Raw genomic sequence first — 15,387 nt, forward strand, 5'->3', positions numbered from 1 at the left:
CTGCGGTGCGCCGGAGCACGTATAAGAAGCTGGGCAAGAACAATCCGCTCTACAAAGCCAGACGCAAGATTGAGAAAGCCAAAGCCCAGGTGCGTGCCAAGGTTGAACACCCGTTCCGGGTGATCAAGCGGCAGTTTGGTCATGTGAAAACGCGCTTCCGAGGCCTGGCGAAGAATACGGCTCAGTTGATGACTTTGTTTGCCCTGTCGAACCTATGGATGGCGCGCCGACATTTGCTGACTACCACAGGAGAGGTAAATCTGTAATGTTGGGAATAGCCGCTGCGAGGTGCTCGTGACGGCCCCAAACGGAGAGCTGAGCGGACAAACTGACCGGTTTTGATTAGTGGGTGCGTTCAAAATCGGCAGAGGTCGAAGTCGGCCGGAAATGTAGGACTACTTCAGACCATCCTTCGTGGAGCTACCTGCACCAGAATTGCGAACATGGATCGCACGAAAAACTGAACCAATCCCTGCATGCGTGAGCATGCCCGCAGACATACCAGCAGGAGCACTTTGCGGAACGCATTTAGGAATGAATCGAGGAACGCTTTGAGGACTTTCCGCTGCGTATTTTGGGGATGGATGTTAGTGTTCATCGTGCACCTCCCGAGGGATGTTCAGATGTGTCAGTACCGTGGAACCGATAGCAGCTTCGAAGAGATCTTGGAAAACAAGCGGCTGAGTCGTGAGCGCCTGCTCCAAATCCTCAGAGATGCACCACCCGAGGTCATCGAGGCGGATGCGGAGAGGCTCCGTGAGGCGATGCGAAAACCGGAAGGCACGCCTAAGCGGCGCCGATTGGGCCCTCCCGCATTCCATAAGCCCAGCAAGTAGATCTGCGTTCTGACGGCAAGGCTCTGCATTGGCGGCAGAAGGCAGAAATGCGCTCCGGCCGACCCTGGTTGGGCTCGTATGCATCTTTAAACTTCTCTTCTTGTTTGGGTGACTCTCAGGCACCTGTACAGGCGAGTTACCTGCCAGGTAGTCACCTGAATTGTCATCGGACATGACTCACTGGCATGTGACAGTCAGTCACATGAGCTACTCGCATTCAGGCCGATTCATGGCCTTCCCGATCGACAGGAGTGCGCGATGTAAAGTCGGGCTGCTTTGGGACAACTGCTGTAGCGCTTCCCGCCCCCCGACTTGGATGTCGATGTTGTTCTCGCACTGGATAACCTGCACCTTCCCGATGTGGATGGTGGCCCCCGCAAACTGCTGTGTGCGCAGCATCTCTTTGAGCCCTTTCACCAACTCTTGAATCTTGGCAGGCTGATACTCCAGCTTAACCACCGCCGTTTTCTCGCCTTGCGGATCAAAAACGGAAAGACGCTCCTGTAGGTGATAACCGTTGTGCTTCCGCACTCGAATCTTTTGAACGTAGCCATGTTCTTGTAGCGTTTTCAGCTCGCGCATTACCTGTCGAGCACTGATTCCCGCCTTCTTGGCGATTGTCTCGATGCCAGGTTCAGCCAAGCCAGTTTCGAGCCTGCAATGCGACTTGATCACGCAATACACGGCGAAGGCGTACGGGCCGAGCGTTCTCAAATCGTTGTCCACCATGGACTTAAAAACGTGGAACCAATGGGGGTCAAGCTTCATGTCTCCTGCCCCGGACGCTTCATCAGCATGTGCATCCCTAGTCATTTCCGCCCCTCCACCTGGGATTTCTTGGTCGGCCTTCCCATCGGCCGAGACGACTCTTTCGTGCTGCTTGCAATATCTGCGGCAGCGTTACTTTGAGGGCCGCGGCGCATCCACTGTCGCAAGTCCCCTAGCCGCCAGCGGAGGCGCGACAAGCCCGGCACAGGGTCAAGGCCTGGCAGCTTGCGTTGTCGAACGGTGAGGATGCTGAAGCCGGTCAGTGCAGCTACCTCGGTAACTCCGATCAGCACATCGTCGCCGAGCTTCTGGATTTTCTGGATGGTTTCGTAATCGACGCCCATGGTTTCTTTCGCCTGATTGCATTTCGATGCATTCAGTTTTCGCCAGAGAAAGCAGAGCCACCTAGGACAGCTTTTTGACATGAGCAGGTGTTAGCTAAAGAATCGGTGCATGAACGCCGAATCTGACCTCACCGATGACGAAGCAGCCGATCTCGTGATTCGGGAGATGCGCATGCATCTCGAAGAGGGGCGGAAAAACTTTGCTCTGCGTGCCCCACAGGACATGACGGTTTACTTGCTCAGCGGGGTGCTGAGGTTTTCGGGTCTGTCGATGGTGGCTCTAGAGCGCCTGATGTCCGAGCAGGAAATTTCTGGAATCCGCAGCTCCCATGACGGGAGAGTTCTTCGGCGCTATATGAGCGGTGAAACCCGCATGACCTGGCCGACATACCGGCGCCTGATTTTCTGGGCATTAGCCAATGGCAGAATCTGCGCGCAGGCTGCACAGGGCCTGCTATTTCGCACTTTCCAGCGAGAGGCCGCGCAGGTCACAGCACGTGAGATGCTTCGGAAGGTGAAGAGGGGTCAGTCTTTCGACTCGTGGTCCCGAGAGATGATGGTTGCGAAATTCTTCCAGACGTTCGAGCAGCAGCATCGCGAGCGTGTACTGGCCGCACAACGAAATATGGAGCGAAATAGCGAAGTCAGGGAATGCGCGCATTCCCTGGGGCTCGGGCTCTAGCAATCAAGCCAGCTTGGCGGCCAACTCTTCGGCCGTGATGTTGTAGTAGCGCTTCAGCATGTTGACCTCACGGTGCCCGGTCACGCTGGCAAGCTCGATGAGGTTCGGCAGCTTGGTCGCCAGACGGCAGGTGGCCTCATGTCGAAGGTCATGGAAGCGCAGATCAAGCAGGAAGTCTTCTTGAGGCGTTGTACACGTCTTTTCGCAGTCATCCAGATAACGCGCTCGCGCCCGCGCTAATCCGCGTACGAAAGCCTTCTTGAGGGCATCTGGGGTGGTTGGAAACACCCGGCCGCAAAGCGACCTTGGTAGATTGCGAAGGAGCTCGACTGCCTTCGGGGTAAGTGGCAGCGATCGCGGAAAGCCATTCTTTGTTGCAGGTAGGTGGGCCGTCCGCCGCTCCAGGCTTACGTGCTTCCAGCGCAACTCGAATAGCTCTCCTCGGCGCATGGCGGTCTCGAGAGCAAGCTGCACTATGGGGCGGATCCACGGGTTGTGCGAGCCGTCCGCATAGGTGCCATCATCACGACGCTCATGGTATTCGAGCGCACTCAGTAGATAGGCCTCTTCCTCGGGAGCCAGGCGGCGGGAACGTTCGTCGTTGTAGCTGGGTCGGCTGACCATCCGCACGGGGTTGTCAGCTAGATGGATGCCCCACTCACGCCGCGCAACCTCAAGCACGCATTGAAACAGCGCGAGCTCGCGTTTGACCGTGTTGCCCTTGCGAATCTTCAGGCGCTCGTCGCGGTAGCGAGCGAAGTCGGAAGAGGTGAGGGTGGCGACAATGCGGCCGGCCAACGAGTGCCGTTTGAGGGCCTCGAGGCGCTTGATTTCTGAGTAGGCGCCCTTGTGCTTGGGAGCAACCTCGGCGATGTAGCGATCGATGAGCTCGCTAAATAGCGTGCGCTCTGCTTCGACTCGGGAGACGAAGAGGCCACGGTCCATTTCGCTTTCGATCATGCGCGCCCAGGCTTGGGCATCGGCTTTGGTTTCGAAGGTCTTGCGCTGGGCTGGATAGCCCTTGCGGCGGATCTGTACTTCCCACTGATACTCGCCACGATTCCTGATTGTTGCCATTCCTACCATCCACGCCACATCAACTGTGGCAAATTTGTGGCAAAAACGACTTTCAGGCCTAGGACAGGTTTTCGTTAGGAGCACATCCCTTTGATCTCAAAGGGAAAAATATGGCGCATCCGGCGGGATTCGAACCCACGACCCCTGCCTTCGGAGGGCAGTACTCTATCCAGCTGAGCTACGGATGCTTGAGAGCGCGCAATCATACCTGCACGTGGCGCAGGAGTCCATTTTGCGTGAAATGTTCTGAATATTGAACGCAAGCCCTGCTCGTAATGGATTTTGCACAGCAAAACCTTGTGGGTACTCATTTTTTTGTCTGTTTTATCGAACGTAGTATTGCCCTTTGAACCCTCTGGCCCTAGCATTCGTTTGAGATTTCAAACGCCCCTTGCACTGCCAAGCCCGGCTGTTGCAATCGACTTCCTTTCCTGGCCAATCCTGGGGTTGGCCGAACAAAAACAACGGACCCCGGCTCCTTGTAACCGGTGCGAAGGAGACAGAGATGCAATTGAAAGATGCCACGCTGTTCCGCCAGAAAGCCTACATCGACGGGGCCTGGCTGGACGCTGACAGCGGCCAGACCATCAAGGTCAACAACCCGGCCACGGGTGAGATCCTGGGTACCGTTCCGAAGATGGGCGCTGCCGAAACCCGCCGTGCCATCGAAGCTGCCGAACGTGCTCTGCCGGCCTGGCGTGCCCTTACCGCCAAGGAGCGTGCGGCCAAGCTGCGTCGCTGGTTCGAACTGATCATGGCCAACCAGGACGACCTGGGCCGTCTGATGACCCTGGAGCAGGGCAAGCCGCTGGCCGAAGCCAAGGGCGAGATCGCCTACGCCGCCTCCTTCATCGAATGGTTCGCCGAAGAAGCCAAGCGCATCTACGGCGACGTCATCCCCGGCCACCAGCCGGACAAGCGCCTGATCGTCATCAAGCAGCCCATCGGCGTGACCGCGGCCATCACCCCGTGGAACTTCCCCGCTGCGATGATCACCCGCAAGGCCGGCCCGGCCCTGGCTGCCGGTTGCACCATGGTGCTCAAGCCCGCCTCCCAGACCCCGTACTCCGCTCTCGCCCTGGCCGAACTGGCCGAGCGCGCCGGCATTCCCAAAGGCGTGTTCAGCGTCGTCACCGGCAGCGCCGGTGAAGTGGGCAGCGAGCTGACCAGCAACCCCACCGTGCGCAAGCTGTCCTTCACCGGCTCCACCGAGATCGGTCGCCAGCTGATGGCTGAATGCGCCCAGGACATCAAGAAGGTGTCCCTGGAGCTGGGTGGCAACGCCCCCTTCATCGTCTTCGACGATGCCGACCTGGATGCCGCCGTCGAAGGTGCACTGATTTCCAAGTACCGCAACAACGGCCAGACCTGCGTCTGTGCCAACCGCCTGTACGTGCAGGACGGCGTGTATGACGCCTTCGTCGAGAAGCTCAAGGCTGCCGTGGCCAAGCTCAACATCGGCAACGGCCTGGAAGAGGGCATCACCACCGGCCCGCTGATCGACGAGAAGGCCGTGGCCAAGGTCCAGGAGCACATCCAGGACGCCGTCAGCAAAGGCGCCAAGGTCGTTTCCGGTGGCAAGCCCCATGCCCTGGGTGGCACCTTCTTCGAGCCGACCATCCTGGTCGACGTACCGAAGAATGCCGCCGTCGCCAAGGAAGAGACCTTCGGCCCGCTGGCCCCGCTGTTCCGCTTCAAGGACGAGGCCGAAGTCATCGCCATGTCCAACGACACCGAGTTCGGCCTGGCCTCCTACTTCTACGCCCGTGACCTGGGCCGCGTGTTCCGCGTGGCCGAGGCGCTGGAATACGGCATGGTGGGCATCAACACCGGCCTGATCTCCAACGAAGTGGCGCCGTTCGGCGGCATCAAGGCTTCCGGCCTGGGTCGCGAAGGCTCCAAGTACGGCATCGAAGACTACCTGGAAATCAAGTACCTCTGCCTCGGCGGGATCTGAACCTGATGCAAAGACGGGGCAAGGCGCGAAAGAGCGCGCGGCGCCCCAGCTCCACAACCTGAACCGACGAACCTCCGGCGGGCCTGCGCAGTCGATCATCGAATGCTGCGCAAGCGCCCACCGGAGGTATTCATCCTTGAGACTGCGCCGCCCGATGAGCGGCCGTGAGGAACCCATGAGCAAGACCAACGAATCCCTGCTGCAACGCCGTGCCGCCGCCGTTCCCCGTGGCGTGGGCCAGATCCACCCGGTCGTCGCCGAGCGCGCCGAGAACGCCACCGTCTGGGACGTGGAAGGCCGCGAGTACATCGACTTCGCCGGCGGCATCGCCGTACTGAACACCGGCCACCTGCACCCGAAGGTGATCGCCGCTGTCCAGGAGCAACTGACCAAGCTGTCCCACACCTGCTTCCAGGTGCTGGCCTACGAACCCTACATCGAGCTCTGCGAAGAGATCGCCAAGCGCGTACCGGGTGATTTCGCCAAGAAGACCCTGCTGGTCACCTCCGGCTCCGAAGCCGTCGAGAACGCCGTCAAGATCGCCCGCGCCGCCACCGGCCGTGCCGGCGTCATCGCCTTCACTGGCGCCTACCACGGCCGCACCATGATGACCCTGTCCCTGACCGGCAAGGTGGTCCCGTACTCCGCCGGCATGGGCCTGATGCCCGGTGGCGTGTTCCGTGCCCTGGCTCCGTGCGAACTGCACGGCGTGAGCGAAGACGACTCCATCGCCAGCATCGAGCGCATCTTCAAGAACGACGCCCAGCCCCAGGACATCGCCGCAATCATCATCGAGCCGGTCCAGGGCGAAGGTGGCTTCTACGTCAACTCCAAGGCCTTCATGCAGCGCCTGCGCGCCCTGTGCGACCAGCACGGCATCCTGCTGATCGCTGACGAAGTGCAGACCGGCGCCGGCCGTACCGGCACCTTTTTCGCCACCGAGCAACTGGGCATCACCCCGGACCTGACCACCTTCGCCAAATCCGTCGGCGGCGGCTTCCCCATCTCCGGCGTGTGCGGCAAGGCCGAGATCATGGACGCCATCGCTCCCGGCGGCCTGGGCGGCACCTACGCCGGCAGCCCGATCGCCTGCGCCGCGGCCCTGGCCGTGCTCAAGGTGTTCGACGAAGAGAAACTGCTGGAGCGCAGCCAGGCCGTGGGCGAACGCCTCAAGGCTGGCCTGCGTGAAATCCAGGCCAAGCACAAGGTCATCGGCGACGTCCGCGGCCTCGGCTCCATGGTCGCCATCGAGCTGTTCGAAGGCGGCGACGAGAGCAAGCCGGCTGCCGAGCTGGTCGGCAAGATCGTCGCCAAGGCGCGCGACAAGGGCCTGATCCTGCTGTCCTGTGGCACCTACTACAACGTGATCCGCTTCCTGATGCCGGTGACCATCCCCGATGCCCAGCTCGACAAGGGCCTGGCCATCGTCGCCGAGTGCTTCGACGAACTCGCCTGAGGCTCACCAGCCAGGCGCACTTGAGACCCGCTTCGGCGGGTCTTTTTTTGTCCCGGGTCAAGCAGATTTCAACCAGTCGGTCAATATGTCATCGGGCCACTACTCAGCCCTTCATCGGCGCTTTAGACTTGTCGCCTTCTTTTTTGCCAACTCCGTCGCACTCCCCCTACGGCTTGCCCGCTGCAGTCCCGAGGTAACCCATGACCGCCCACGCCAAGGTTCCGGAAGTTCTGATTGCCGAGGCAGACCCGTGGACGGCCGACCTGCTCGCCCAACTGGTGCTGGATGTCCGCGCCGACGCCAACCTCGTCCACGTCGCCGACGCGCCCACCGCCCTCGCACGTTGCAAGCGCCGCCTGCCCGATCTGGTGATCGCCGACGGTGAACTGCAGGGCGGCGGCGGCCTGGAGCTGCTGCGCCAGCTGCGTCGCCACCCGCGCACCCCCATGCTGCCGTTCGTGCTCATCAGCGCCCGGGTGGATGCCGGCAGCGTGCGTGCCGTGCTGCCCCTGGCGCCGTCCGCCTACCTGGGCAAGCCCTTCAATGCCGAGAGCCTGCGCCAGCGCCTGTCCAGCCTGCTGCCCGCCGGCGAAGGCCGCGAACCGGCCGCGCCGCTGCTGGTCGCCACCCTGGGGGAGTACCTCGACAGCGTGCGCGAGGAAGGGCAGGGCGCCCCCCTGCTCAGCGACGTGCGCGACGCCGTCAGCCGCTGCCTGCAGGCCAGCGACCTCGACCTGCGTGACCTCGACGAAGTCTTCTCCCGCGACCCGCAGATCACCGCCCGGCTGATCGCCGCCGCCAACAGCGCCGCCCAGCACCTGGGCACGCCCTGCCAGACCCTCACCCAAGCCCTGCAGCGCCTGGGCGTGACCCGTGTGCTCAACCTCGTGCTCGGCATGGCCCTGGAGCGCAACGCCCGGCTGCGCGACCCGCGCCTGGCCGAGCTGGCCGACATCGCCTGGCGCGAGGCCCAGCGCAGCGCCGAACTGGGCTACTGGATGGCCAGCGAACTCGACCTGGATGCCGAGCTCTGCTACACCGCCGGCCTGCTGCACAACATGGGCGAGCTGGCCCTGCTGCGCAGCCTGCAGGACTGGCAGGACGCCGGCGGCACCCTGGAGGACGACGCTCTGGAAACGGTGGTGCGCAAGCGTGCCGCCAGCTTCGGCTCCGCGCTGCGCATCCGCTGGCGCCTGCCCTTCGGCCTGCGCGAGCTGGTGGCGGCCTTCTACGGCCTGGGAAGCGGCGTGTTCTCCCGCGAGGCGCTGACCATGAACCTCTGCGCCGGCCTCCTGCGCCTGCCCGCCAACGCCGCCCCACGTGACCTTCTGGACGAGCGCTCCGCCCGCCTGCTGCGCCTCGACCCCTCGCTGCTGGATCGCCTGCCCGCCCGCCTCATGTAGGCTGAGGGCCTCCTTGGCTGCCGGGGTGAAGCTGGCCCCTTCCAGCACGGCCGCCGGCACCTGGGGTCATCAAGTCCTGCCAGATCGCGCGGAAGGCCGCATCCAGGTACGCCTCGAAGCGTTCCGGCTCGTGCAGTTGCGGCCGGTGGCGATGTGCATCAGGGGCAGCCGGGGCGTGCGGCTTGAACACCCCGGCACGCCGTAGCGCCGGGGGCGCTGACGACCTCGCCCGGTTCTTTTAGAAGCACCCTGGACGGGTCAGATTTCCTGCATGTCGAAGTCGGCCTTGCCCACGCCGCAATCCGGGCAGACCCAGTCCTCCGGCACATCACCCCAGGCCGTGCCGGCCGGGATGCCTTCCTCGGGCCAGCCCTTGGCTTCGTCGTAGATCAGGCCGCAGACCACGCAGATCCAGGTTTTCATGCCGTTACCTCTTGTCGTTCACGGGGGCAGGAAGCAGGTCGAGGGGCTCGGCCAGCGGGCAGCGATAGTACGTGCGGACGGGTCGCACGGCGGCCCATCCAAGGTTGGGGCGGACGTTCAGGCCGTGTGGGTCTGGAGCGGGCGTTCCTGTTCGCGGGCGCGCCAGCGGTTGGCGCGGGCGAAGGTGCCGAAGTCGTTGAAGCGCACCCCCATCCGGCGCATCACCCGGTGGGCCACCGACGCGGTCATCTGGCGGATGTAGAGGGCTCCTTCACCACGAAATGGTGGAGCGCATGGGGGCTGCCGAAGTTGAAGCACAACGCCTGCTGCGGCCGCAGCCATCAGGGATTGAGCACCTGGGTCTGCTGGATCACGTTTCCCGGCTCCACGTCGCCGTTGCAGTGCATGTTGGAGCTGACGAAGTGCAGGCAGTGGGGCCCACCAACACCACCACCGCGATATCCACAGCCTGCATCACCGCCAGGGTGGTGTCCGACCAGGCCACCGGCATGCCCAGCGAAAGTACACGCTGTGGACAAGGCATCGCCCAGACGCTGCACCTCAGTCAGCGCACCTGGTGGGCCAGTTCGCCCAGCAGGCGGTTCACCTCCTGGCTGCTGCCCTCCATGTCGTTCACCGCCTGCAGCAGGGCCCGGTGGTTGTTCTCAGGCAGTTCGTCCAGCGCGCTTCGCGCCGCCTGATGGACCCGTGCATGGGGCGCGGCGAGCGCCTGGAAGGCACGCAGCGAGCCGTACCGTGCCTGGATCGCCGAAGACTGGTACCACTGGCCCAGCCGGCAATGCTGGTGGTCGCTGAGGTTGGCGTGGTGTTCGCCCTTGAACAAGTGCTGGTAGACCCCCAGCTTGAACAGCAGGTGGTCCAGCTTCATCGCCTCGGTGAAGGCGCTGAGGGCGATGCCCTCGATGAAGCGGTTCATGTGTTCGCCCAACTGCACCATTTCATCCAGCGTCTGTGCCGAGTTGGACACGTTCTCCGACAGGCGCGTCGACTCGCTGGACAGGCTGCCGATGGCCTGGCTGGCGCGGCCGGTTTCCTGGTTGATGCTGTCCACCAACTGGCTGATTTCCTGGGTCGCCTGGCTGGTGCGCCCGGCGAGGGCGCGTACCTCGTCGGCCACCACGGCGAAGCCGCGACCCTGCTCACCGGCCCGTGCGGCCTCGATGGCGGCGTTAAGGGCCAGCAGGTTGGTCTGGTCGGAAATCGCCTTGATCAGGTCGACGATGCGGCTGATCTCCTCCACCCGCTGGCGTAGCAGGTTGACGCTCTCCACACTGCTCACGCCCTGTTCGGCCATGGAGGCCAGGGCGCCAGAGAAACCACCCAGCAGGCTGGAGGTTTCCTGGAACACCCCCTGGTGGCGCTGCAGCTTTTCCACCTCCACCTGCAGTTGTTCGGCCTGGGCAACCACACTGTCGCGGGTGTCCGACAGGGAGTCGGCGAACAGCCCCAGCTTGCCGTGCAGCTCGCCGTGGAGCTGGTGCTGTGCCAGCACGCTCTCCGCCTCCGTATGGCGGGCCTGGCCCTGGCGACGAAGGGCCTCCAGTTCCTCGCGTAGTTGCTGGTTCTCGCGGGTCAGCTGGTTGACCTGGCTTTCGAGTTCTTCACTGCGTTGACGCCATTTCCCACTGAACATAAGGACTCCGGGAACAGAGAGGACAGGTTCTCAGCTTATCGCCTCGCCGCAGTGACTCTTGAGCCGTTCAGCGCCCGCCGGCCGCGCGCTGGCGCAAGCCGTCCAGATCCAGCAGCTCGATACCGCCGTAGGTGAGGCGCACCAGGCCCAGGGCCTCCAGCTCCTTGAGGATCTGGTTGGTGGTCTGCCGGGAAATGGCCAGCATCTGCGCCAGTTGCTCCTGGGCCAGGTGGATCACCCGGCGCTGGCCGTCCGCCTCGCCGTAGCCCTCGGCGATCAGCAACAGGCGCCGGGTCAGGCGCTGGGGTGCAGGCAACAGGCTCATCTCTTCCAGGGCGATGAACGCCAGGCGCAGCTTCTGACTCATCAGCAAGGCCATGTCGCGCCAGCGGGCCGGATGCTGTTCCAACAGGCGCAGCAGCGCCGCCTGGGGCACGTTGAGCAGGTGGCTGGGGCCTTCTGCAAAGGCGTCGTGGGTACGCGGCTGGCCGTCGAACAGGCAGATCTCGCCGAACCAATGGGGCGGCTCCACCAGTGCCAGAAGCGCCTCCTTGCCGTTCTCCGTGCTGCCCCCCACGCGGATCGCTCCGCCCAGCACCGCGTACAGGCCGCAGGGGGGATCGCCGCGGCGGAACAGCCGCTGCCCCGCCGCCAGTTCCAGCGGGCGCGCGGCACCCAGCAGGGCCTCGCGGAAGGCCTCCGGCAGGCTGGCGAACCAGTGGCCGGCGAGCAGGCGTTGGTGACAGTCGGAACGTTCGGGCATGGCGGGCTGGGGTTTGTCGGCTAGTTGACAGAGGATAGGCCAGTGCAGGCGCCATTATCGACGCACTGCCCGAACCCGAGGAGACAACAATGAAAACCCTCATCGACCACCTGAGCCAGTACGCCGACTACCACCGTGACCGGCGCAACATCTTCAGCCACTTCATCGGCATTCCCATGATCGTGGTCGCCGTGGCCGTGCTGCTGTCCCGCCCGGGCCTGCCCGTCGCCGGCCTGTGGCTGTCGCCCGCCAGCGTCGTGGCCCTGACCGCCGTGCTGTTCTACTTCCGCCTCGATGCGCGTTTCGGCGTGGTGATGGCCGCGCTGCTCGGCCTCAGCCTCTGGGCCGGTCAGCACCTGGCGGTGCAGTCCACCGCCGTGTGGCTGGGCGCCGGGCTGGGGCTGTTCTTCATCGGTTGGGTCATCCAGTTCATCGGCCACTACTACGAGGGCCGCAAGCCCGCCTTCGTCGACGACCTGATGGGGCTGGTGGTGGGCCCGCTGTTCGTGGTGGCGGAACTGGGCTTCATGCTCGGCCTGCGCAAGGAGGTGGAGCGCGCCATCGAGGAACGCTCCGGCCCCACCTGCATCCGCGAGAAAAAGGCCACCGCCTGAGCCGCTCTGTGGATAACCCGCCAGGGTGGACCACGCTTCATCGGTCCACCAACGGCGCCATCCGCCAGGCCAGTGGTGGACGTAAAAAGCGACGTCCACCCTACGGCCGGCCCACCCCCGTGCCCTTGCGGAAGCGGACTCATCCGCGATTGGGCACAGGCCCGACTGTGGATAACCCGCGCCGTGGCTTTCGTAGGGTGGACCACGCTTCACCGGTCCACCAACGGCGCCACCCGCCAGGCCAGTGGTGGACGTAAAAAGCGACGTCCACCCTACGCCCGGCCCACCCCTATGCCCCTGCGGAAGCGGACTCATCCGCGATTGGGCACAGGCCCAACTGTGGATAACCCGCGCTGCCCCCCGATCCTCATCCGCCTGTCGCCAGCAACTGGGTGCTCATGGAGCGCGCATGGCGGTCCACCATCATCGGTGCGTAGGGGCGACCGGAGGCGCTGACCAGGGTGTTGCTCTGGCTGTTCATGTCAGCCAGCGCGGCCTTGAGGAAGCCCCACCGGGTCTTCAGCTTGCCCACCACCGGGTCCGCCTTGTCCAGGGGCTGGAGCTGGGCGTCGATGGCCGGCAGCAGGGTGCGCTCGTCCTGGCCGATGTAGGTATCGCCGTTCTCCCGGGCGATCTCGAAGGTGCCGATGTAGGCGCGGCTGAGGTACTGCACCGCGAGGTACTCGACCTTGGCCGGCAACTCGCCCTGGGGGGTGTTGCCGGGGGTGGCGCGAGCGGCGATCAGCAGGTCGCGCAGGGACTTGGCCAGCTCCTGAGGGAAGCGCCAGGGCACGTCCTCCTCGCTGTGGCCGTAGGAAACACCCTGCTGCAGCTGGGTAACAAGGGCGCGGTACTTCTGCCCAAGCCCGTCGCTGGGCTGCGGCACCGCCTGGAAGGCGGCATCCAGAGCCTTGAGGTCAGCCTCGAAGCGGGCCTTGTGGGTCTCCTGGAAACCTTCGCCCCGGTACAGCAGCAGGCTGCTGGTGGCGCGGCAGGCGTGGACCTGGATCTGATCGATGGGGGCCAGCTCGGCGGCCAGGGCCATCCCTGCACCGGCAAGGCCCAGCAGCAGTCCGATGAAAGCGCGTGATAGAGCGTGTGAAAGCATCCCGGCGTGCTCCTTTTCTTGTTGTTGTGAGCAGACGAAGGACGGGCCCATGGAGCCCGCCCGGTGCGCGCACAGCCTACTGCGACGCGGGATGGACGGAATTACCCGAAAGAGTGATTTGGAGCCGGCGGGGCATTCATTCCGACGGTCGAACCAGTTGGCGCAGGCGCAGGCGCTCGGCGCTCTCCGGGTCGGCGGGGAAGTGGCAGGTCTTCGTCATCGCCCAGGCACTGGCGTCGGTGCCGTTCGCCGAGTTGCAATACCTGGGGCTGAAGCGCTCGGCCGAGGCGGTCTGTGGATAACCCCCTCGGCAGCCCGTTGCGCGCGGTTTATCGCGAATGAATTTGCTTCCACGAAAGGGCGGGGGCCTGCACCCACGGTCTCGCGCCCATGAGCACGCCCCTCCGCGGAGGGGCGTGTTCGACACCGGCTCAGAGCGAGGACGCGGCCTGCCAGGCCTTGGGCTTGAAGAACAGCGTCTCGCCGCGGGCCAGGCCCGCCAGGCTGTCGTGGTCCTTGACCACTTCGGCCTCGATCAGTTCGTCCTGGCCGTCCACCTTCAGGGTGACGCGGGTGATGGCGCCCAGCGGGCGGATGTCGCGTACTTCGGCCGCGCGGTGTTCGTCCACCGCCTGGCGCGACAGGGACACCTCGTGGGGGCGGAACAGCACGTGCTCGTCACTGCCGAGATGGAGGCGGTTGGAGTCGCCGAGGAAGTGGTAGACGAAATCGCTCGCCGGGTTCTCATAGACCTCGCCCGGCGCGCCGATCTGCTCGATCACACCCTTGTTCATCACCACGATGCGGTCGGCCACTTCCATGGCTTCTTCCTGGTCGTGGGTGACGAACACGGAGGTCAGGTTGATCTCCTCGTGCAGGCGCGCCAGCCAGCGGCGCAGCTCCTTGCGCACCTTGGCGTCGAGGGCACCGAAGGGTTCATCCAGCAGCAGGATCTTCGGCTTCACTGCCAGGGCACGGGCCAGGGCGATGCGTTGGCGCTGGCCGCCGGAGAGTTGCTCCGGGTAGCGGTCGGCGAGCCAGTCCAACTGCACCATGTTCAGCAGCTCGTGGACCTTCTCGGCGATCTCCGGCTCGCTGGGGCGTTCGCCCTTGGGTTTCATGCGCAGGCCGAAGGCGACGTTGTCGAACACGCTCATGTGGCGGAACAGGGCGTAGTGCTGGAACACGAAGCCGACGTTGCGATCACGCACGTCGTGCTGGGAGACGTCCTCGCCGTGGAACACGATGTTGCCGGCGTCCGGGGTCTCCAGGCCGGCGATGATGCGCAGCAGGGTGGTCTTGCCGCAGCCGGACGGGCCGAGCAGGGCGACCAGCTCGCCGCTGTGGATGTCCAGGTTGATGGCGTTCAGCGCGCGGAAGGCGTTGAAGTTCTTGCTGACGTTACGGATTTCGATGGACATGGGTTACTCCTCCGCGTCGGCGTGACGCAGGCGGGACAGACGGGCTTCGCTCCACTGCTTCAGCAGCAGGATGAACAGCGCCAGGACCAGCAGCAGGCTGGCGACGCTGAACGCGGCGACGTGGTTGTACTCGTTGTAGAGAATCTCGACGTGCAGGGGCAGGGTGTTGGTGACGCCGCGGATGTGGCCGGACACCACCGACACCGCGCCGAACTCGCCCATGGCGCGGGCGGTGCACAGCACCACGCCGTAGATCAGGCCCCATTTGATGTTGGGCAGGGTCACATGCCAGAACATCTGCCAGCCGTTGGCGCCCAGCAGGCGCGCGGCTTCCTCTTCCTGGGTGCCCTGTTCCTGCATCAGCGGGATCAGCTCGCGGGCGACGAAGGGCACGGTGACGAAGACGGTGGCCAGGACGATGCCGGGCAGGGCGAAGACGATCTGGATGTCATGCTCGCTCAGCCATTCGCCGAAGTAGCCCTGGGCGCCGAACAGCAGGATGTAGATCAGGCCGGCGATCACCGGGGAGACCGAGAAGGGCAGGTCGATCAGGGTGACCAGGATGCTCTTGCCACGGAACTCGAACTTGCTCACGCACCAGGCGGCGGCCACGCCGAACACCAGGTTCAGCGGCACGGAGATGCCCACGGCGATCAGCGTCAGCTTCAGGGCGGAGAGGGCGTCCGGTTCGAGGATGGCTTCGAAGAAGGTGCCGAAGCCCTGCTTCATCGCCTCGCTCAGCACGATGTACAGCGGCAGCAGCAGGAACAGCGCGAACACCAGCCAGGCGGCGGCGATCAGCGCGCGACGACCCCAGACGTTGCCACGGCGGGCAGCGTTGGCGGAGGTGGCGGTCAGGGTAGCGGAACTCATGGCGGCCT

At 64.2% G+C, this 15,387-nt stretch carries 15 protein-coding genes, 1 tRNA gene and 2 pseudogenes; 6 read left to right on the forward strand and 12 right to left on the reverse strand.

Going from position 1 to position 15,387, the window contains the following annotated elements:
• Positions 1 to 266: transposase (locus tag A7D27_RS22285; RefSeq protein ID WP_139134162.1), on the forward strand; the 266-nt coding region annotated here is incomplete at its 5' end.
• Between the two features lie 777 nt (positions 267 to 1,043).
• On the opposite strand, the gene A7D27_RS22295 is transcribed toward A7D27_RS22285, so the two are convergent.
• On the reverse strand, positions 1,044 to 1,604 hold the full coding sequence (locus A7D27_RS22295; protein WP_165666215.1) for a helix-turn-helix domain-containing protein: 561 nt from the start codon (positions 1,602 to 1,604) through the stop codon (positions 1,044 to 1,046).
• Positions 1,605 to 1,645: 41 nt separating this feature from the next.
• A complete protein-coding gene (locus A7D27_RS22300; protein WP_069566122.1) occupies positions 1,646 to 1,948 on the reverse strand; it encodes a hypothetical protein in 303 nt (100 codons plus the stop codon).
• Positions 1,949 to 2,057: 109 nt separating this feature from the next.
• On the opposite strand from A7D27_RS22300, the gene A7D27_RS22305 reads away from it, so the two are divergent.
• Complete coding sequence (locus tag A7D27_RS22305; RefSeq protein WP_069566123.1) at positions 2,058 to 2,630, forward strand: hypothetical protein; 573 nt, start codon at positions 2,058 to 2,060, stop codon at positions 2,628 to 2,630.
• A gap of 3 nt (positions 2,631 to 2,633) precedes the next feature.
• On the opposite strand, the gene A7D27_RS22310 is transcribed toward A7D27_RS22305, so the two are convergent.
• Both A7D27_RS22310 and A7D27_RS22315 read right to left on the reverse strand, forming a co-directional pair.
• Positions 2,634 to 3,707, reverse strand: a complete 1,074-nt coding sequence (locus tag A7D27_RS22310) for a site-specific integrase (protein WP_069566124.1) — start codon at positions 3,705 to 3,707, stop codon at positions 2,634 to 2,636.
• Between the two features lie 111 nt (positions 3,708 to 3,818).
• Positions 3,819 to 3,895: transfer RNA gene (locus tag A7D27_RS22315), tRNA-Arg, on the reverse strand.
• A gap of 317 nt (positions 3,896 to 4,212) precedes the next feature.
• On the opposite strand from A7D27_RS22315, the gene gabD reads away from it, so the two are divergent.
• From gabD to A7D27_RS22330, 3 genes are all read left to right on the forward strand, one after another.
• Complete coding sequence (gene gabD / locus A7D27_RS22320) at positions 4,213 to 5,664, forward strand: NADP-dependent succinate-semialdehyde dehydrogenase (protein WP_069563322.1); 1,452 nt, start codon at positions 4,213 to 4,215, stop codon at positions 5,662 to 5,664.
• 175 nt (positions 5,665 to 5,839) lie between these two features.
• Positions 5,840 to 7,120 (forward strand): 4-aminobutyrate--2-oxoglutarate transaminase, encoded by a 1,281-nt coding sequence (gene gabT / locus A7D27_RS22325; RefSeq protein WP_069563343.1) that lies wholly within the window; start codon positions 5,840 to 5,842, stop codon positions 7,118 to 7,120.
• Positions 7,121 to 7,320: 200 nt separating this feature from the next.
• Entirely contained in the window at positions 7,321 to 8,523 is a 1,203-nt protein-coding gene (locus A7D27_RS22330) for an HDOD domain-containing protein (RefSeq protein WP_069563323.1), read from the forward strand.
• Positions 8,524 to 8,781: 258 nt separating this feature from the next.
• On the opposite strand, the gene A7D27_RS22335 is transcribed toward A7D27_RS22330, so the two are convergent.
• From A7D27_RS22335 to A7D27_RS22350, 5 genes and pseudogenes are all read right to left on the reverse strand, one after another.
• On the reverse strand, positions 8,782 to 8,946 hold the full coding sequence (locus A7D27_RS22335; protein ID WP_044401971.1) for a rubredoxin: 165 nt from the start codon (positions 8,944 to 8,946) through the stop codon (positions 8,782 to 8,784).
• A 117-nt stretch (positions 8,947 to 9,063) separates the two neighbouring features.
• A pseudogene (locus tag A7D27_RS22340) lies at positions 9,064 to 9,463 on the reverse strand (fatty acid desaturase); the annotation flags it as partial.
• 48 nt (positions 9,464 to 9,511) lie between these two features.
• On the reverse strand, positions 9,512 to 9,904 hold the full coding sequence (locus A7D27_RS28820; RefSeq protein ID WP_371850586.1) for a CZB domain-containing protein: 393 nt from the start codon (positions 9,902 to 9,904) through the stop codon (positions 9,512 to 9,514).
• Positions 9,905 to 10,198, reverse strand: a pseudogene (locus A7D27_RS28825) (methyl-accepting chemotaxis protein); the annotation flags it as partial.
• A gap of 469 nt (positions 10,199 to 10,667) precedes the next feature.
• Positions 10,668 to 11,363: a Crp/Fnr family transcriptional regulator gene (locus A7D27_RS22350; protein WP_069566125.1), complete on the reverse strand. Its 696-nt coding sequence runs from the start codon at positions 11,361 to 11,363 to the stop codon at positions 10,668 to 10,670.
• 89 nt (positions 11,364 to 11,452) lie between these two features.
• Between A7D27_RS22350 and A7D27_RS22355 the strand changes: the two genes are divergently transcribed.
• Positions 11,453 to 11,977, forward strand: a complete 525-nt coding sequence (locus tag A7D27_RS22355) for a DUF962 domain-containing protein (RefSeq protein WP_069566126.1) — start codon at positions 11,453 to 11,455, stop codon at positions 11,975 to 11,977.
• Between the two features lie 367 nt (positions 11,978 to 12,344).
• On the opposite strand, the gene A7D27_RS22360 is transcribed toward A7D27_RS22355, so the two are convergent.
• From A7D27_RS22360 to cysW, 3 genes are all read right to left on the reverse strand, one after another.
• On the reverse strand, positions 12,345 to 13,085 hold the full coding sequence (locus A7D27_RS22360; RefSeq protein ID WP_069566127.1) for a hypothetical protein: 741 nt from the start codon (positions 13,083 to 13,085) through the stop codon (positions 12,345 to 12,347).
• A gap of 431 nt (positions 13,086 to 13,516) precedes the next feature.
• The gene (locus tag A7D27_RS22370; RefSeq protein ID WP_069566129.1) at positions 13,517 to 14,506 is read right to left on the reverse strand and encodes a sulfate/molybdate ABC transporter ATP-binding protein; all 990 of its coding nucleotides are present in this window, start codon (positions 14,504 to 14,506) and stop codon (positions 13,517 to 13,519) included.
• Between the two features lie 3 nt (positions 14,507 to 14,509).
• The gene (gene cysW / locus A7D27_RS22375) at positions 14,510 to 15,379 is read right to left on the reverse strand and encodes a sulfate ABC transporter permease subunit CysW (protein WP_069566130.1); all 870 of its coding nucleotides are present in this window, start codon (positions 15,377 to 15,379) and stop codon (positions 14,510 to 14,512) included.
• Positions 15,380 to 15,387: the final 8 nt, after the last annotated feature.

Source organism: Pseudomonas sp. 1D4 (assembly GCF_001728925.1).
In the GTDB taxonomy this organism is placed as follows: Bacteria; Pseudomonadota; Gammaproteobacteria; order Pseudomonadales; family Pseudomonadaceae; genus Metapseudomonas; species Metapseudomonas otitidis.

What these genes read in the sequence shown, in the direction of transcription:
- A7D27_RS22350 (WP_069566125.1), bottom strand. Translation starts at nt 11,363, where the DNA reads ATGCCCGAACGTTCCGACTGTCACCAACGCCTGCTCGCCGGCCACTGG.
- A7D27_RS22355 (WP_069566126.1), top strand. Translation starts at nt 11,453, where the DNA reads ATGAAAACCCTCATCGACCACCTGAGCCAGTACGCCGACTACCACCGT.
- A7D27_RS22370 (WP_069566129.1), bottom strand. Translation starts at nt 14,506, where the DNA reads ATGTCCATCGAAATCCGTAACGTCAGCAAGAACTTCAACGCCTTCCGC.
- A7D27_RS22295 (WP_165666215.1), bottom strand. Translation starts at nt 1,604, where the DNA reads ATGAAGCTTGACCCCCATTGGTTCCACGTTTTTAAGTCCATGGTGGAC.
- cysW (WP_069566130.1), bottom strand. Translation starts at nt 15,379, where the DNA reads ATGAGTTCCGCTACCCTGACCGCCACCTCCGCCAACGCTGCCCGCCGT.
- A7D27_RS22360 (WP_069566127.1), bottom strand. Translation starts at nt 13,085, where the DNA reads ATGCTTTCACACGCTCTATCACGCGCTTTCATCGGACTGCTGCTGGGC.
- gabT (WP_069563343.1), top strand. Translation starts at nt 5,840, where the DNA reads ATGAGCAAGACCAACGAATCCCTGCTGCAACGCCGTGCCGCCGCCGTT.
- A7D27_RS22330 (WP_069563323.1), top strand. Translation starts at nt 7,321, where the DNA reads ATGACCGCCCACGCCAAGGTTCCGGAAGTTCTGATTGCCGAGGCAGAC.
- gabD (WP_069563322.1), top strand. Translation starts at nt 4,213, where the DNA reads ATGCAATTGAAAGATGCCACGCTGTTCCGCCAGAAAGCCTACATCGAC.
- A7D27_RS22305 (WP_069566123.1), top strand. Translation starts at nt 2,058, where the DNA reads ATGAACGCCGAATCTGACCTCACCGATGACGAAGCAGCCGATCTCGTG.
- A7D27_RS22335 (WP_044401971.1), bottom strand. Translation starts at nt 8,946, where the DNA reads ATGAAAACCTGGATCTGCGTGGTCTGCGGCCTGATCTACGACGAAGCC.
- A7D27_RS22300 (WP_069566122.1), bottom strand. Translation starts at nt 1,948, where the DNA reads ATGGGCGTCGATTACGAAACCATCCAGAAAATCCAGAAGCTCGGCGAC.
- A7D27_RS22310 (WP_069566124.1), bottom strand. Translation starts at nt 3,707, where the DNA reads ATGGCAACAATCAGGAATCGTGGCGAGTATCAGTGGGAAGTACAGATC.
- A7D27_RS28820 (WP_371850586.1), bottom strand. Translation starts at nt 9,904, where the DNA reads ATGGTGCAGTTGGGCGAACACATGAACCGCTTCATCGAGGGCATCGCC.